At 70.1% G+C, this 15,574-nt stretch carries 9 protein-coding genes and 1 pseudogene; 5 read left to right on the top strand and 5 right to left on the bottom strand.

Translation table 11 applies throughout. From position 1 onward, the window contains the following. Positions 1–109: 109 nt before the first annotated feature. A pseudogene (locus tag IEY61_RS10680) lies at positions 110–4,402 on the bottom strand (ricin-type beta-trefoil lectin domain protein); the annotation flags it as partial. A gap of 39 nt (positions 4,403–4,441) precedes the next feature. Between IEY61_RS10680 and IEY61_RS10685 the strand changes: the two are divergent. Beyond that, a complete protein-coding gene (locus IEY61_RS10685; protein WP_189043077.1) occupies positions 4,442–4,738 on the top strand; it encodes a hypothetical protein in 297 nt (98 codons plus the stop codon). Between the two features lie 72 nt (positions 4,739–4,810). Here the strand turns inward: IEY61_RS10685 and IEY61_RS10690 are convergent, their stop codons facing one another. Next, positions 4,811–7,372: a M14 family metallopeptidase gene (locus IEY61_RS10690; protein ID WP_189043079.1), complete on the bottom strand. Its 2,562-nt coding sequence runs from the start codon at positions 7,370–7,372 to the stop codon at positions 4,811–4,813. Between the two features lie 365 nt (positions 7,373–7,737). On the opposite strand from IEY61_RS10690, the gene IEY61_RS10695 reads away from it, so the two are divergent. The 3 genes from IEY61_RS10695 to IEY61_RS10705 all read left to right on the top strand — a co-directional run bounded on the left by IEY61_RS10695 (position 7,738) and on the right by IEY61_RS10705 (position 10,876). Continuing rightward, positions 7,738–8,589: a YhjD/YihY/BrkB family envelope integrity protein gene (locus IEY61_RS10695; protein WP_189043081.1), complete on the top strand. Its 852-nt coding sequence runs from the start codon at positions 7,738–7,740 to the stop codon at positions 8,587–8,589. 121 nt (positions 8,590–8,710) lie between these two features. Then, entirely contained in the window at positions 8,711–9,196 is a 486-nt protein-coding gene (locus tag IEY61_RS10700) for an aromatic ring-opening dioxygenase LigA (RefSeq protein WP_189043083.1), read from the top strand. Positions 9,197–9,286: 90 nt separating this feature from the next. Next, the gene (locus IEY61_RS10705) at positions 9,287–10,876 is read left to right on the top strand and encodes a phytoene desaturase family protein (RefSeq protein ID WP_189043085.1); all 1,590 of its coding nucleotides are present in this window, start codon (positions 9,287–9,289) and stop codon (positions 10,874–10,876) included. Between the two features lie 62 nt (positions 10,877–10,938). On the opposite strand, the gene IEY61_RS10710 is transcribed toward IEY61_RS10705, so the two are convergent. Beyond that, positions 10,939–12,519: a Rieske 2Fe-2S domain-containing protein gene (locus IEY61_RS10710; RefSeq protein ID WP_189043088.1), complete on the bottom strand. Its 1,581-nt coding sequence runs from the start codon at positions 12,517–12,519 to the stop codon at positions 10,939–10,941. A gap of 216 nt (positions 12,520–12,735) precedes the next feature. On the opposite strand from IEY61_RS10710, the gene IEY61_RS10715 reads away from it, so the two are divergent. Beyond that, positions 12,736–12,957 carry a DUF2631 domain-containing protein gene (locus tag IEY61_RS10715; protein WP_189043090.1) on the top strand — a complete coding sequence of 74 codons (222 nt, stop codon included), beginning with the start codon at positions 12,736–12,738 and terminating at the stop codon, positions 12,955–12,957. A 76-nt stretch (positions 12,958–13,033) separates the two neighbouring features. Here IEY61_RS10715 and IEY61_RS10720 read toward each other — a convergent pair whose 3' ends face one another. Continuing rightward, positions 13,034–14,335, bottom strand: coding sequence for a DivIVA domain-containing protein (locus IEY61_RS10720; protein ID WP_189043092.1), 1,302 nt, complete (start codon positions 14,333–14,335; stop codon positions 13,034–13,036). A 31-nt stretch (positions 14,336–14,366) separates the two neighbouring features. Continuing rightward, positions 14,367–15,518: a dual-specificity RNA methyltransferase RlmN gene (gene rlmN / locus IEY61_RS10725; RefSeq protein ID WP_189043094.1), complete on the bottom strand. Its 1,152-nt coding sequence runs from the start codon at positions 15,516–15,518 to the stop codon at positions 14,367–14,369. Between the last annotated feature and the right edge of the window lie 56 nt (positions 15,519–15,574).

The following is a 15,574-nucleotide window of genomic DNA, read 5'->3' on the forward strand; positions in this document are numbered from 1 at the left end:
GATTTCCGCCAGCCCGGATCGAAGAGCCCATTGGAAACGGATCCTGGGGAGTGTTGTCTGCCCCATTCTCACCAGCACGCCACAATCTTGCTGGACCTTCCTCGGAGCCACCGCAGTTGTGGACGAGGACCGGTGCTCCGGCTGCCATGACGTAGTACGTGTGGGTGTTGGCGACCGTGAGGTTGTGGACGGTGGCGCGGGGGACGCTCCAGCGGTCGAGGGCGGTGACCTGGACGTACGTGCCGGCGCTTGTTTGCAGCCACTGCCCGGCCTGAAGGTCGGTGGCCTCGATCCACTCGCCCAGCTCGGGCACCCAGAACGGGTGATTGTCCGTGGCGGTAACCTCGGCGGTCTCCGTGCCCTGGTCGCCGTCGGTGTCGATAGTGACCTTCACCAACCGCTTGACGCCATCACCGGTGATCGTCGCGGTGACCGTGTCCACCTCGGTACGACCGGTCGCCGGATCGGTGACCACCACCTCGTCGCCCCGCTCGACCTCCTCGATCGCCTTGGTCGACCCATCGGCCATCAGCACCTTCGTGCCCGGTACAAAACTGCTGTGCGGGTTCTTACAGGAACCACCGCTGGAGCCGCCGCTGCTGCGCTCCGAGGCACCTGACGAGCCGCCCGGCTTCGAGTCACCCTTGCCGCCACCGCCGCCGCCCTTGCCGCCGGAGCCGCTGGAGGCGGCGGTCGACGCCTTCGGGTTGGACTTGGCCTGGGCCTGCTTCTGCTCCGGGTTACCCGTCTTCTTCGACGAGTTCGCCGCCCGGTTACTCGTCGTGTTGGCCTTGTCGGCAGCCTTCTTCTTCGCCGCCTGGGCGGCCTTCTTCGCCCGCTCGATCGCCAACTTCTTGGCGTTCAGCGCCGCCGCCTCGGCCGCCCGCGCCGCCGCCAAGACCACCTCGGCGGCCCGCTTCGCGGCATGCCATGCCTGAATCGCGGAGATGGTCCGGTTGACCGCCCTGACCACCGACGGAATCTTGGCGATCTTGCCCCACGGGATCGCGCCGATGATCAGGCTGCCGCAGGCCCACATGTCACCGCCGAAGCAGCTGATCGCGTCGTTGAGACCGATGAACTCCTTCAGCACGTACCACGCCGAATCCAGGATCACCGAGATCAGGGAACGGCCCATGTTGGCCTGCGCCTGGGAGACCATCGCCGCCGACAAACCCGCACCCGCGAGGGCCGCGGCCATCTCCGACGGCGTCAGCGACACGGACAGACCCGTCGGGTCAGAGTGCGTCACCGGGTTGTTGTGCGCGTACGTGTAACCGTTGTTCTGCACCGGATCCATCAGGTCCAGTACCGGGTCCGCGGACAGGAACCGACCCACCTCCGGGTCGTACAACCGGGCGCCCAACGGCACGAAGCCCGACTCGTCGTCGCGTACCGCGCCCAGGAAACCCCGGTTGGTCCGCAGGTCACCGCTGGTCGCGGCGGAGCGAACGTTGCCGAACGGGTCCTGCTTACGGATCCGGGACTCCATCCCGGAAGAAAGCGTCACTTCGGCGTACGGGCTGCCCTGATGGTCCCCGGCCAGCGCCGTCAACGCCTGCTGAGCCGTACCGGCCACCTGCCGCGCCACCGCACCACCCGGCGTGACGTACGTGCGCTGCGCGTTGATCTGCGCGCCGCCCGGATGCACCGTCAGCTGTGCCTCACCCAGGTTCAGCGTGGCCTGCCGACCCTGCACGGTCAGCAGCCGGGTGCCACCCGGGCCATAGATGTGCCGCGTCTCGTTCTGCGGATTCCACAGCTGCGCCGCCGAACCGCTCGCACACGTCGCCAACACGATCGGCGTGGTGTCCGCCGAGGCACCGTCCTTCGCCGCCAGGCACAGGCCGGATTCCGGATGCTTCAACTGGCCGGTGGACAGCCGCTCCACCTGCTGGCTGGGCGTGCCGTCACACTGCTGCAACCGCAACGCCGAACCCGCCGTCGTGCCGGCCGGCTGGATGCACCACTTGTCGTCGTAGACCGTCAGGGTGCCCAGGTTGCCGTTGTTCTGCCCGGGCGTCGGGGTGAAGGCCCACTTCTGCCAGCTGCCGCCGTTGCAGGAGAACAACTGGATCGGCTGGTTGGGCTGGGCGAGGCGTTGGTAAAGATCCATACACTTGGCGGCGATGCCCTGGTACGAGCTGCGGCCCTTGCTGCCGGATCCGGTGATCCGCTCGACCTGGCCGTCGTAGGTCCAGGAAAGTTCCTGCTGGTCACCGTTGCTGGTCGAGGTCACCGACTTGGTCTCGCCGGTCAGTTCGTACAGCCGCTTCGCCTCGGCGACGATCGCCGCACCCTGCGGGGTGGTGTAGGTCCTGGTGACGGCGTCCAGGGTGCGCGGCTGCGCCCCGCCGCCCTCCGCGCCGTAGCCGTAGCCGTAGGTGGTCTCGATCGGGCCGGTGGAGGTCCGGCCGGTCAGGTCCCGCTCGACCAGCTTCGTGCGGTTGCCGAGCAGGTCGTACTCGTACTCCTGCCAGTAGCCGGTTCCGTCGACACCCTTCACCGCGTTGGGGGCGGTCGCGGTGCCCGGACCGGCGCCGCAGGACGCCTGGTCGGTCGCCGTCCAGGCGTTGCGGAGCTGCCCCAGCGGGTCGTAGGTGAAGCACTGCCGCTCGGCGATGGTGCTGGCGTGCTCCCGGATCGAGGTGACGTTGCCGGCGTCGTCGTAGGTGTAGGCACGGTTGGAGACGAGGTGGGCGTCCTTGACCTCGCGGAACACCTGCTGGCGGGTGAGTTCGCCGCTGGCGTCGTCGTACGAGGCCATGGTCCACACCCGGTACGGGTGCGCGCCCAGGGTGGAGCGCAGCACCTGCCCGTACGGCGAGTAGACCGTCTCCGAGCCGTACCAGTCCTTGCCGGAGACCGACAGCGGCAGGCCGTCGGAGCTGTAGCGCACCAGCAGCTTCTCGCTGGGCAGCGAGCCCACCGCCGGCAGCGAGGTCGACTCGGGCAGACCGGTGTCGGTGTAGGTGTACTCGTAGCGGTACTCCCGGTTCAGCCCCCACGTGGTGGCGATCGACTCCGGCAGCGTCAGCGTGGTCGAGGTGGGCTGGTAGTCCTCGGTGTAGCCGCCGACCGACTGGGTGTACGGCAGGCCGTCGGTGTACCGGGTCGACGTGGCCGGCAGGCCCTTGCCGCCGGCCACCGTGTCGTAGGTGTACTCGGCCAGCAGGGTGCCGCCGCTGCCGCCGAGCCGCTGCTGGGTCGGGCGGGACAGCTCGTCGTAGCCGTTCCACACCGTCACGCCACGGGCGTTGGTGGTGGTCAGCGGCCGGTCGCGGTGGTCGTACGTCACGGTGGTGGCGCCGGTGTCCGGGTCGGTGCTCCGGGTCAGCCGGCCGCGCTGGTCGTACGCCCAGGTCCACGGGACCGGGTTCGCCGAGTGGTTGGCCTGCACCAGCTGGCCACGCGAGTCGTACTCGTAGTGCATGGTGGTGAACTCGGTGCGGGCGGCGTCGGTGAAGGTGTCGACCTTCGTGGTGCGGCCGAGGGCATCGGACCAGATGCGGTACGAGGCCGCGCCCTTCGGGTTGATCACCGTCGAGTGCTCGAAGCCGTACTCGTAGCGGGTGGCCCGCTCCGGCCTTTCGGCACCGTTCAGGACGGGCAGTTCCTTGACCACGCGGCCGAGGCCGTCGTAGGTGTAGAGCGTGGCGTTCGGGACGTTGCCCGGGTTTTCCGGGTCCTCGTACGGCACGAAGAGTCGGCCGATCGGCGAGCCGTTGGCGAGGTAGGCGTTGTTGGTCTGCCAGATCTCGCCGGCGGAGTTGTAGAGCGTGTCGGTGATCAGACGACCGCCGTTGGTGGCCTCCACCTGGGTCTGCCGCTCCCGGCCCAGCCCGTCGTAGATGGTGACCGAGGTCTGGATCCGCCCCTCGTGCCCACGACTGAAGGTTATGATGTACGGCGGCTTGCGGATCTTCTCACCGGGGTTCTCCGGGTCGTCGACCACTGCCGGCAGGGCGTACTCGGCACGGAAATCCGGCACGGCCGTGGTCGACGGGGTGCGGCCGGCGGCCCACGCCTTGACGAGTCGGCCGAGGGCGTCGTACTCGGCATGGCTGATCCGGTTGTTCGGGTCGGTGGTCTTCAGGGTGACCGCGCGGCCCGGGTCCAACTCCCGGGTCTGCTTGTGCCCGAGCGAGTTCTCCTCGCTGACCGAGTACGCCTGACCGGTGGCGGGCGTGTAGGTGATCCGCGAGATCTTCCCGTCGGGGTCGGTGCTGGTCAGCACCCGGCCGATCGGGTCGAAGGTGGTGGTGCCGTCGCTCTGGTAGCCGGAGCCGTCCGCCTTCAGCGACCAGGTCTGGGTGGCCAGGCCGCCGGTGGTCGAGGCCAGGGCCGTGCCGTACGCGGCGCCGTCGTAGGCGACCCGGCCGGCGACTTCGACCGGGACAAGACGCCGGACCTGATCTGGCGCAATCTCGACGCCGGCACCGTGTTCGTTCGGCACGGGAAACCGGGCCCGGTCAGCGGCAGCGTGAACCTGGACTCGCTCAAGGTCGCGGCCAACTCGCGAGACGGTGACGTGCGGATCGGTACGGGCTGGACCGAGGCGAAATACAACGCGATCATCGGCATTCCGGACGTCAACGGCGACGGAATCCCCGACCTTTGGACCCGGTCCGGCACGGACGGGAAGATTCGGCTCCACCTACCGTCCCTGACCAACATCGACGCATCGGTGACGGTCGTGCTGTCGCCCGACTACACGTCCTTCAGAGCTTTCGGCTGACCCGACGAACGTTGCCCCGGCCGGCGCTTGGCGCACCGGCCGGGGCAACTCTTTTGTTCGAGCCTCGCTAGGTCACCACAGAGCGGCGGCGACCTGCGGGTACAGACCCTCGGGGTGGGCCCGGAAAAGGGGTTCGGTGCCGAACAGGGTCACCTTCGCGCCCTTCGCCTCACCGCTGACCACCACCGCGTGCCCGGCGGCGGCCTCCTGTCCACCCCAGTGCCCGGCGAGGAAGAAGCCCTCGTCGGCCAGGCGTTGGTCGACGCGGACACCGGCACCGACCCGGGTGAAGTACTGCGGTGCATCCACAAAAGACGTCGACAGTGCCTTCCCGGTGATCGGCGAGGCCGGGTTGTTGACCACCCCGACGATGCCGTTGGCGTCGCTGCGGCCCGCCGCGATGGTCACGTCGAGCAGGCCGGCGCGGTCGTTGAACTGCTTCCCGCTGGCCCCGCGGCCGACGACCGTCCCCCCGTCCGCCAACCACCGCTCGAACGCGGCGCTCTGCGTGGTGTTCAGACTGAGCGGGTTGAACGCCGCCGTCGAGACGAAGAGGGCGTCGAAGTCGGCGAAGGACAGGGTGCCGTTGTTGAACGCGGTCTGCGTCACCGAGATCGGGTCAAAGCCCATCTGCCGTAGGGCGAAGATCTCACCACCGTTGGCCGCGACACCGAGCCGGGTCTTCGCCACCGGCGTGGCCGTGCGTACCTGCGGCGGGGTGAGCTTGACGAACTCGACACCGTACGCCTCGGCGATCGGCCGGACGACGGCGACGTCGCCGGGCACCACGAAGGTGCCGTCGGCGGTCCTGGACACCGTCACCCCGTCGTTGAGCAGACGATTCACCGCCTGGATACCCGCCACCGAGTCGACCACCAGGCCGTAGTTCGCCTGCTTGCCGGGTGCGACGGCACCGGTGGCACGGGCCTCGGTCACCGGCCGCAGCGCCTTGGCGTCGAGAATGACGCTCTCGCTCATCTCCTGCACCGTCGCGCCCCAGAGGTGACCGTGGCTCCAGGCCGAGATGTCGTACATCGCGTTGAAGTCGTTGGTCACGTCCCGCCCGACCCCGAGCAGGGCGCTCGCCAGGCCGCGCTTGGCCTGGTGCATGTCGACGACGTAGGTGCCCGCCGCATAGTGCGTGCCGCCGAGCGTGAACGGCCGCCAGGCGCGATGGACCTCGAGGTCGTTGTCGAGCATGAACTGGACCACCCGGGCCGCGGCGGTGGCGCTGCGCTGCTCCGCGCCGGCCGGAATGACGTACGCCCGAGGGAAGCCCTGGAGGTGGGTCTTGGCGTTGTCACCACGGGCCAGCGAGAGGGCGAGCGGGTCGTCGATCGGCCGCGTCGGCTCGCCGGCCACCCCCCGGCGGAACCATTCGAGATGGTTGGCCAGCAACTGCGCCCGGTTCTCGGTGGCGTAGCCGAGGTTCCCCTTGATCGACGCCACCGCGACGGCGGTGTTGATCCGGGTCCGCTCGTGCCGCTCCGCCTCGGTCAGGTTGCCCCGTGGGTTGAGCGGCACCTCGATGGTGTGCCCGATCGCGCCGTGGTACATCGAGTACATCGGCGTGAAGATCGGCGGCCAGTCGTCCCAACCCTGCGTACGGTCCCGGAACGGGATGTCGTTCCGCCGGCTGCCATCCGGGTTGGCGCAGGTCGCGCGGGTCTCACCGGTGGCGAGGACGGCCTGCTCCATGGCCAGGGCGTTGCGCAGCGCGTGCTTGATGTAGAGGTCGTACTCGTAGTTGTCGCCGTGCGGGCCGGTGGTCGGCTCGATCAGCGTGCAGTTGACGTACCCGTGAATGTCCAGCATGGTCAGCGGGCTGTAGCGGACCAGCTGGGCGCGCACGGCGCGGACCTCGGGCTGCGACGCGGTGATGTAGTCCCGGTTCATGTCGAAGCCGTTGGCGTTGGCCCGGGTCGCCGCCACCCGGCCGTCCGGGTTGTTGGTGACCACGAAGGCGATCACATGCCGCTCGAGCATGTCCACGATCGCGGGCTCGGTGGAGAAGGCCAGTTCCTGGAGAACCTGGAGGCTGGCGTCGGTGCCCTCCCACTCGTTGCCGTGGATGTTGTTGTTGATGAACAGCGGGGTACGCCAGTTGTCGTACCCGCCGGCCCTGAGCTTGGCCAGCGCCGCCTGCGGGTCGCTGAACCGCAGGTCCGACAGCTGCTGCCAGGTCTTCCACCCGGCATCGCTCATCGGTGCGGTCGCCACCACCAGGTGCAGGTCCCGGCCGAGCACAGACTGCCCGATGATCTCCACACTGATCCGGCCGCTGCGTTGCAGGTCGCGCAGGGCGGGCGGGATGTCGTGGTACGGAATGAGGTTGTAGGCGATCGACGCGTCGGTCAGCTCCACCGGCGCGTCGGCGATGACATCATTCCGTGGCTTGCCGGGCAGCTTCGCCGACGGTGCCGGCTGGTTCGGCTGCCGGCCCGGGGCGTCGGCGGAACGTCCCCGCTGGTCAGATCCGACACCGAAGGGCAGATCGGTGTCGGCCGGTCCGCGCGGCGACGCGGCTACCGCGTCGAGGGCTTCCGGGTCGGTTGGTGCCGCCACGGCGGCGGACGCCGGGGCGAGCAGCAGTGCCCCGGCGAGTAGTGCGGTCATTGATCGTCGAACAGCCACGCAGGTACCTCGTTTCGAGGGTCGGGCGACGGCTGGCGACTTTTGATCGCCACCGCCGCGATGATTGGCTGTTCTACCAGCGGAGAGATCGCAAGTCGATAGCCCGAGTTGCGGCCCGCTGCCCCAATGTCCCCAGGACCTCCCAGTACCTCAGGTCGCGCCTTTGCTCTGCTTCAACCCACGCAATGGTTTGGGGCCGAAAGCGTTGCGTCCGTTGAAGCAGAGCAAAGCGGGGGAAAACCAAACAACGGTGGTCAGGTGTGAACTCGCGGGCCGACACCGACCAGGCCGCCCCGACGGCCCGGAGGGCCTGATGGATCATCCGGAAGCGGTTGCCGTAGCGGACCACGGGGAACAGGAGCGCGGTGAGCGGTGCGTGGCAGCAGACGAGGCGGATCCTCCGGGCCGCCTTCCGGCCGGTACGCGGCCGGGACCTGTCGCTGCACGCCGCCGCGATCACGTTCTACGGCGCGATCGCCGTGGTGCCGGTGGCCCTGCTGGCGATCTGGCTGACCACGCTGGTGGCCGGCGCAGAGCGGGTTCGCCGGCTCACTACGTACGCCATCGCCGCACTGCCGGACGCGATCGGCGCGCCCCGGGCGGTGGCCGCCCTGGTCGAGGCCGGGGTGGGCCTGACACCGTGGCTGGCGCTGGCCGCGGTGCTGCCGGCGTCGCTGTACGGCGAGGGGCTGCGCCGAGCGTTCGTGTCGGTCGCGGCGCCCCGCTCCGACGAGCACCTGATCGGCTGGCGGGGGCGGCTGTTGCTGCTGCCGCTGCTCGCCCCGGCCCCGGCCCTGCTGCTGGCGATCCTGCTGGCCCTGCCGGTCACCACCGGGCTGGTCCGACGCGGAGGCTGGGTGAGCGCGCTCGGGGTGGTGCTCTCCTTCCTGGCGGTGTGGCCGGTGCTCACCCCGGTGCTGCTCTGGGTGTTCCGGGTGGTGGGTCCGGCGTCGCCGGACTGGCTCTCCGCGCTGGGCGTCGGCTCGTTCACCGCGGCGAACATCTCCGGCTTCCTGCACGGCTTCGTGCTGTTCGCCTCGCTCCCCCTCGACCTCGGGGTGCCCTTCGGTGGCCTGGACGAGGTGGGCACCGCGGTGGCCATCCTCCTCTGGCTCTACCTCTTCCACGTGGTCGTGCTGGCCGGTTACTCGGCCACCCTGGCACTGTCCCGGTGGCGCCACCGGCGGCAACGGCGCAACCGGTCGGTCACCTCGTAGATGCTGCCGCCGGTGCCGGCGGATGCAGCGCAGGCCCGGCCCGTCGATACTGACTCCGCACACAGGGACGGGAGCCCTCCCAACAGTGCATTCACATCTCGACACAGCAGGAGGAATTGCCATGACCGATACTTCCGCGCCCGCCGTGGCTACGCCCAAGCCCGTCGGTGCCACCGTACGACTACTGTCGATCCTGGTGATCATCGCCGGTCTGATCATGTTGGCCGCCGGTGCGACCACCTGGTTCGTCGTGCAGAGCCAACTCGCCGACGAACGCATCACCGTCTCCGATGACGCCGACCGGTTCGCCGGCAAGCCGATCAAGGGCCCGTTCACCGCGTACGCGGAGGCGGAGGTGATCGAGAAGCACTCGCTGGAGGCCAGCGGCGGCAAAACCTACGCCGAACTCGACCGGGAGGACCCCACCCGGCAGGTGGTGATGACGGGCTCGTTCCTGCGCTCGTCCCTGTTCACCTCCGTGGTGTCCTTCGGCGTCGCGGCCCTGGCGATGGGCCTCGGGGTGGTGGTCGCACTGGTCGGCTACGCCCTGCTGACCGTCTCCCGTCAGCTCAACGCCATCACACCGGCGAATTCCAGCACCTCCTGACCGACCGGCGGCCGGCCACGAACCCCTCGGCGTCCGTGGCCGGCCGCCTCGCCGGGGTGGATCGGGCGGGCCGCGGGTTAGGGTGCGGGGATGACGGGTGAGCTGCCAAGCCGGGTCGACGTGGTGGTGGTCGGGTCGGGGCACAACGGGTTGGTGTCGGCGATCCTGCTGGCCCGCGCCGGGCTGGACGTGCTGGTGCTGGAGTCCGCCGAGGTGATCGGTGGGGCTACCCGCACTGAGAACCCGTTCCCCAAGGTGCCCGAGCTGCGGCACTCCACCGGGTCGTACCTGCTCGGGCTGATGCCGCCGGAGCTGCTCGCCACGCTCGACGTGCGCATCCCGGTGCTGCGCCGCGACCCGCACTACTTCCTGCCCACCCCGGGCGGCGTCGGTTCGCCGTACCTGCTCTTCGGCACCGACACCGCGGCGAGCCGCGCGCAGCTCGCCGAGTTCTTCTCCCCCGCCGACGTGGCCGCCGACGACGCGCTGCAGGCCGAGCTGGCCGCGCTGCGGGAGGACCTCGCGCCGGCCTGGCTGGCCGAGCCGCTGCCGGTGGAGGAGACCGCGCAGCGCTACGTCCGGCCCGCGCTGCAACAGGTCTTCGTGGACCTGGTACGCGGCTCGGTCGCCGACTACCTGGCCCGCTTCGAGTTCCGCTCCGAGTTGCTGGTCAGCATGTACGCGGTCACCGACGGGCTGTCCGGGCTCAACGCCGGCCCGGACGACCCGGGCACCGGGCACAACTTCCTGGTGCACAACATGGCCCGGCTACCCGGCTCGGGCGGCACCTGGATGATCGCCGAGGGCGGCATGGGCACCGTGTCGGGAGTCTTCGCCGACGCGGCCCGCGCCGCCGGCGCCCGGATCGTCACCGGCGCACGGGTCACCGCGATCACCCTCGACGGCGGCGCCGCCTCCGGTGTCGTGCTGGCCGACGGGCGCCAGGTCGCCGCCGAGGTGGTGCTCGGCGCATGCGACCCGTACCGGCTGATGGAGCTGTTGCCCGACGGCGCGCTGCCGGCCGCGCTGACCGAGCGGATGGCGGCGGTCCGACGCACCGGCACCACCCTCAAGCTCAACCTGGCGCTGCGCGGCCTGCCCCGCTTCTCCTGCCTGCCGGAGGGCGCGCCGAGCCCGTTCGGGTCCACCATCCACCTGCTGCCCGGCTCGGCGTCGCTGACCGGCGGCGGGGGCGAGTCGCCGATGGCGGCGCTACGCGCGATGTGGGCCGACGTGCGGGCCGGGCGGCTGCCGGCGGAGCCGACCATCGAGTGGTACCTGCACACCACCGTCGATGAGTCGCTGGCCGACCCGGCCGGGCACCACTCGTCGGCGCTGTTCGTCCAGTCGGTGCCGTACGAGCTGGCCGGCACCACCTGGGACGCGGCCCTGCCCGGGTACGTCGAGCGGCTGGTGGAGATCTGCGAGCGGTACGCCCCGGGCACCGGTGACCTGATCGCCGACGCGGTGCCGCTGCCCCCGCCCGGCATCGAGGCGCACTTCGGTATCACCGGCGGGCACATCCACCACGTCGACAACACCGTCTCGTTCACGGACCGGATGCCGTACGCCACCGGCGTCGAAGGGGTGTATGCCGGCAGCGCGGGCTGCCACCCTGCGGGCAGCGTCATCGGCGCCGCCGGCCACAACGCCGCCCGCCGCATCCTCGCCGAGATGTAAGGAAGGGCCCCTTCTTAACGCCTGGCGTAGTAAAGGGGCCCCTTCTTAACAAAGCAGCGAACTCAGCTCGACTGTGCGGTCTCCGAGACCGGTGCCTCCTCGCCGACGCGGTGCGCGCGGATCTTGTGGCCGACACTGGTGAGGCAGCGACCGCTGGGCAGGTCGAAACGCCACCCGTGCAGCTGGCAGGTGAGCTGGTCGCCCTCGACGATGCCGAAACGGCTCAGGTCCGCCTTCAGGTGCGGGCAGCGCCGCTGCACCGTCCAGTCGCCGATGGTGATGTCCTCAGCGTCGACCGCCCGCTCGTGCTCGTCGTACCAGCCCTCGGCGTACTGGAGGCGCTCACTGGACAGGCACTTGAAGAAGGCGTACACGAACTCGTTGTACTGCCCGATCCGGGCCGCCGAGAAGCGGCAGGACAGGAAGAGCGAGTTGACCCAGTCCACCTCGCCGATGTGGAACAGGTGCTCCACCAGCGCCCGCTCGGTACGGAACCGGTAGCGCACCTTCTCGTCCGCGTACGGCCGCACCTGCTTGCCCGGGAAGTCCACCACGATCGACTCGACGCTCTCGCCGTCGTAACCGACCAGGTCGAAGCGCACCGGCCCGCCCACGCCCTTGGCCAGGTAGATCGACTCGTCGAGCAGCGGCTCGATGCGCCGCTTCATCTCCTTGAGCACGTCGACCTCGGGGTGCCGCCAGGACGCCTTCTCCGCCTCGATGATCGGCCGCTTGCGCTCGCGCATCTCCGCCAGGTGCGCGGCCTTGTCCGCGAAGAACTCCTCCACCGGCACCGGGTGCGTGGTGGCCGCCCCGGAGGTGGTGATCTCGGAGACGCTGCCGGGCAGCAGCACGATGCCGTTGGTCCCACCGACCTTGGCGTACTCGGTCAGGAAGACCGACTGGTCGGGGAAGATGTTCCCCTCGTCGTCGAAGATGTCGTTGAACTGCCACAACTCGTCGTCGAGGAAGCAGGGCGGGCCGGCGATCGGGAAGACGTGGTCGGCCTTCAGGTCGTCGATGTAGCGCCAGGTGCGGTCGAACTGCCGCTCCCGCTTCTGCTTGCCGAACGCGGTCTTCGCCGCCTGCGGCAGCTCGTAGACCATCGGGTACCAGATCGCCCCGGAGAACTGGAGCATGTGCGCGTGCACGTGGCCCAACTCGGCGAAGGTGCTCAGGTCGGTGGGCCGGGCGTCGTTCTGGTTGAGCAGTCGGATGCCGTCGTACTCCACCCAGAGTGACGAGTCACCGATCGGGCCGTCGGTCGGGCTGGTCAACGCCTGGATCATGATCTTGAGGCCGCCGTCCAGCTCGACGACCTCCTCGTTGCGGGTCTTCAGGAACTTCGTGAAGCCCAGCTCGCGGAACTCGTCCTCCATCTCCGAGGTGGGGAACTCGGGCAGCAGCACGGTCGCCTTCTTCGACACGTACCGCTTCAGGTGCGCCGCGTCGAAGTGGTCCCGGTGCAGGTGGGAGACGTACAGGTAGTCGACGTCGCCGAGCGCCTCCCAGTCGAGCTGGGAATTGTCCGGGAACGGGAACCAGGAGGCAAAGTAGGCCGGGTTGACCCACGGGTCGCACAGGATGCTGCCCGCAGCCGTGTCGATCCGCATGCTCGCGTGCCCGGTACCGGTCACTCGCACCGCAGTTCCCCCTCAAAAAGACAAATCAAAGGCGTACGCCGAAACGCTACCGGAGGCAGTGTGGTCGCCGCCCCGCGACGCCGCCATACCCGCTCGTCTCATCGAGACGGGCCGAAGGTCCCAGGCGTCCGACCGCCCGTGTCCGCCCCACCGCAGGTCCCCGCAGGCAGGGCATGCCAGACTAGCCGGAGATCCCAACGCGAGGAAGGACCGACAGTGGCGGGAAGCGAGCCGGTAACGTCGCCAGATCAGCACAAGCCCGGGCACCGCAAGGCCGGGCGGATCGGCGCGGTTCTCACCGCGCTCGCGCTGTTGGCGATGCTCTGCGGCAACCACGAGGGCAGGGTCGAGGACCTCTGGCTGATCGGCCTGGCCGCGTTCCTACTGCTGGTCGTGATCGGCGACGCGGTGCTGCGCCGCAACGGCCTGCGGTCCTGACCGCCGGGCGCAACACCGAAGAACGACGTACGAAGGCCCGCCCCCGGTCGCGGAGGCGGGCCCTTCGTCGTGGCTGTCAGCGGCCGAAGAGGATGTCCTGGACGTTCTTCAGCGCGGCGTCGACCTCGGCCTCGAAGTAGCCGCCCTGCACCAGCCCGAAGCGCAGGGTGTCCAGGTCCTTCGGGTTCACCGGCATCGGGTTACGCCCGGCCATCCCGCCGAGCAGGCTCTCGAAGAACCGGTCCACCTGGTCGGGGTCGTACCCGCTGCCGAACCGGCGTACCTGGAAACTACGTCGGATCTGATCCACTCGATAGAGATCGCTGCCGGGCGGTCCGGCCATCGGCGGCCCACCCATCGGCGCTCCACCCATCGCGGGCGGACCCGCCATCGGCGATGGCCCGGCCATCGACGGCCCACCGAGCGCCTGTTGCGGCACGCCGGGAGGCCCGGCGGGGCCGCGACGGTCCGGCATCCGGATCTCCGCGGTCATGTCGGCCCGGCCGTGCCGGCCCGCCTCGAAGCCGTCGAAGCGCTGCTCGTCCGGCGGACCGTAACCACCCGGTCCATCTGGCGGACCGTAACCACCCGGCCTGTCAGAGGAGCCGTAACCGCCGGGGCCGTCCGGCGGACCATAACCACCCGGCCCGTCGGAGGAACCGTAACCGCCGGGGCCGTCCGGCGAACCGTAACCACCCGGCCCGTCGGAGGAACCGTAACCACCGGGGCCGTCCGGCGAACCGTAACCACCCGGCCCGTCGGGGGAACCGTAGCCACCGGGGCCGTCCGAGGGGCCATAGCCGCCGGGGCCGTCGGGGGAACCGTAACCACCGGGGCCGGCGGGCAGGCCGCGCGGCGGCGGGCCGCCGTGGCCCATCGGAGCGCCCGGTGGGCCCATCGGACCGGCGGGGCCGCGCGGCGCGTCGTAACCGCCCCGGGGGGCGTCGTAGCCGCCGGCGAAGGCGCCGGTCGGCTCGTCGTAGCGACCGTACGGCGGGCCGGCCTGTGCGGGCATCGACCGGGGTGGCATCGGCGGCTGCGGCACCGGCGACATGCCGCGGTCCTCGCGCATCGGCGGCCCCCCCATCCGGTCCGGCGGGCCCATCCGGGAATCGCCGACGGCACGGCCCGCGCCGCGCTCCTCCATCTCGGCCAACTGTCGTTCGACCCGGTCGAGGTGCAGGTCGACCTGCCACTCGTCATAACCGTTGAAGCGAACCCGGAAGACGACGTCGTGGACCTCCTGGGAGGCCACCGGAGCTCCGACCGGCTGGCCGGCCAGGGTCGCCTCGACGCGGTCCAGGAAGGCGTCCACCTCGTCAACCTTGTATCCCCGGCGGAGCGCCTTACGCCGGAAACGCTGACCCTGACTCGCCACTATGTCTCCTGGTCTCGTTCGCCACGCCCGGTCACGCCGAACTCTCCCCGGCCGGGTCGGTGCCTGTGTCCTCCGCAGCGGCCAGTTGCCCACACGCTCCGTCGATCTCGCGGCCTCGGGTGTCCCGCACCGTGGTGGACACCCCGGCGTCGCGCAACCGCCGGACGAACTCCCGCTCGACCGGCTTCGGGCTGGCGTCCCAGCGACTGCCCGGAGTCGGGTTGAGCGGGATCAGGTTCACGTGGGCCAGCTTGCCGGCCAGCAGCCGCCCGAGTAGATCGGCTCGCCACGGCTGGTCGTTCACGTCCTTGATCATCGCGTACTCGATCGACACGCGACGCCCCGTGCGAGCCGCGTAGGCCCACGCTGCGTCCAGCACCTCGGACACCTTCCAGCGCTGGTTGACCGGCACGAGTTCGTCGCGCAGCTCATCATCGGGGGCGTGCAGCGACAACGCAAGGGTCACCGAGAGGTCTTCGCTGGCCAGTCGGTGGATGGCCGGCACCAGCCCGACCGTGGAAACGGTGATGTGCCGCTGCGACAGCCCGAGCCCCTCCGGTGCCGGCGCGACCAGCCGGCGGATCGCCGCCACCACCCGGTTGTAGTTCGCCAGCGGCTCCCCCATGCCCATGAAGACCACGTGCGACAGCCTCGGCGGCGACCCGGCCACCACGCCGGAGGCGGCCACACCGGCCAGGTACACCGCCTGGTCGACGATCTCGGCGGTGGAGAGGTTACGGGTCAGCCCCGCCTGGCCGGTCGCGCAGAACGGGCAGGCCATGCCGCATCCGGCCTGGCTGGAGATGCAGACGGTGATCCGGTCCGGATAGCCCATCAGCACGCTCTCCACCAACGACCCGTCGTGCAGCCGCCAGAGCGCCTTGCGCGTCGCCCCCTCGTCGCAGGCCAACTCCCGCACCGGGTTGAGCAGCCGGGGCAGCAGCTGGTCGGCCAACCGCTCGCGGGACGCCGCCGGTAGGTCGGTCATCAGCGCCGGGTCGCGGACCAGCCGGCCGAAGTAGTGGGTGGAGACCTGTCCGGCGCGGAACGCCGGCTCACCCAGCTCGGTGACCAGGGCCTTCCGGCCGGCCAGGTCCAGATCGGCGAGGTGCTGCGGGGGCATTGCCGCCCGGCGCGCGCCGGGCGCGTCCGGGTCGACCGGGATCAGGGGCAGGCTCGTCATGGCCCGTCCAGTCTGGCACGCCCGGCACGGAACGTACCCGCCCGCGGGGGGCGAAT

Origin of the sequence: Micromonospora sonchi (genome assembly GCF_014646235.1) — a bacterium.
Lineage (GTDB): Bacteria > Actinomycetota > Actinomycetes > Mycobacteriales > Micromonosporaceae > Micromonospora > Micromonospora sonchi.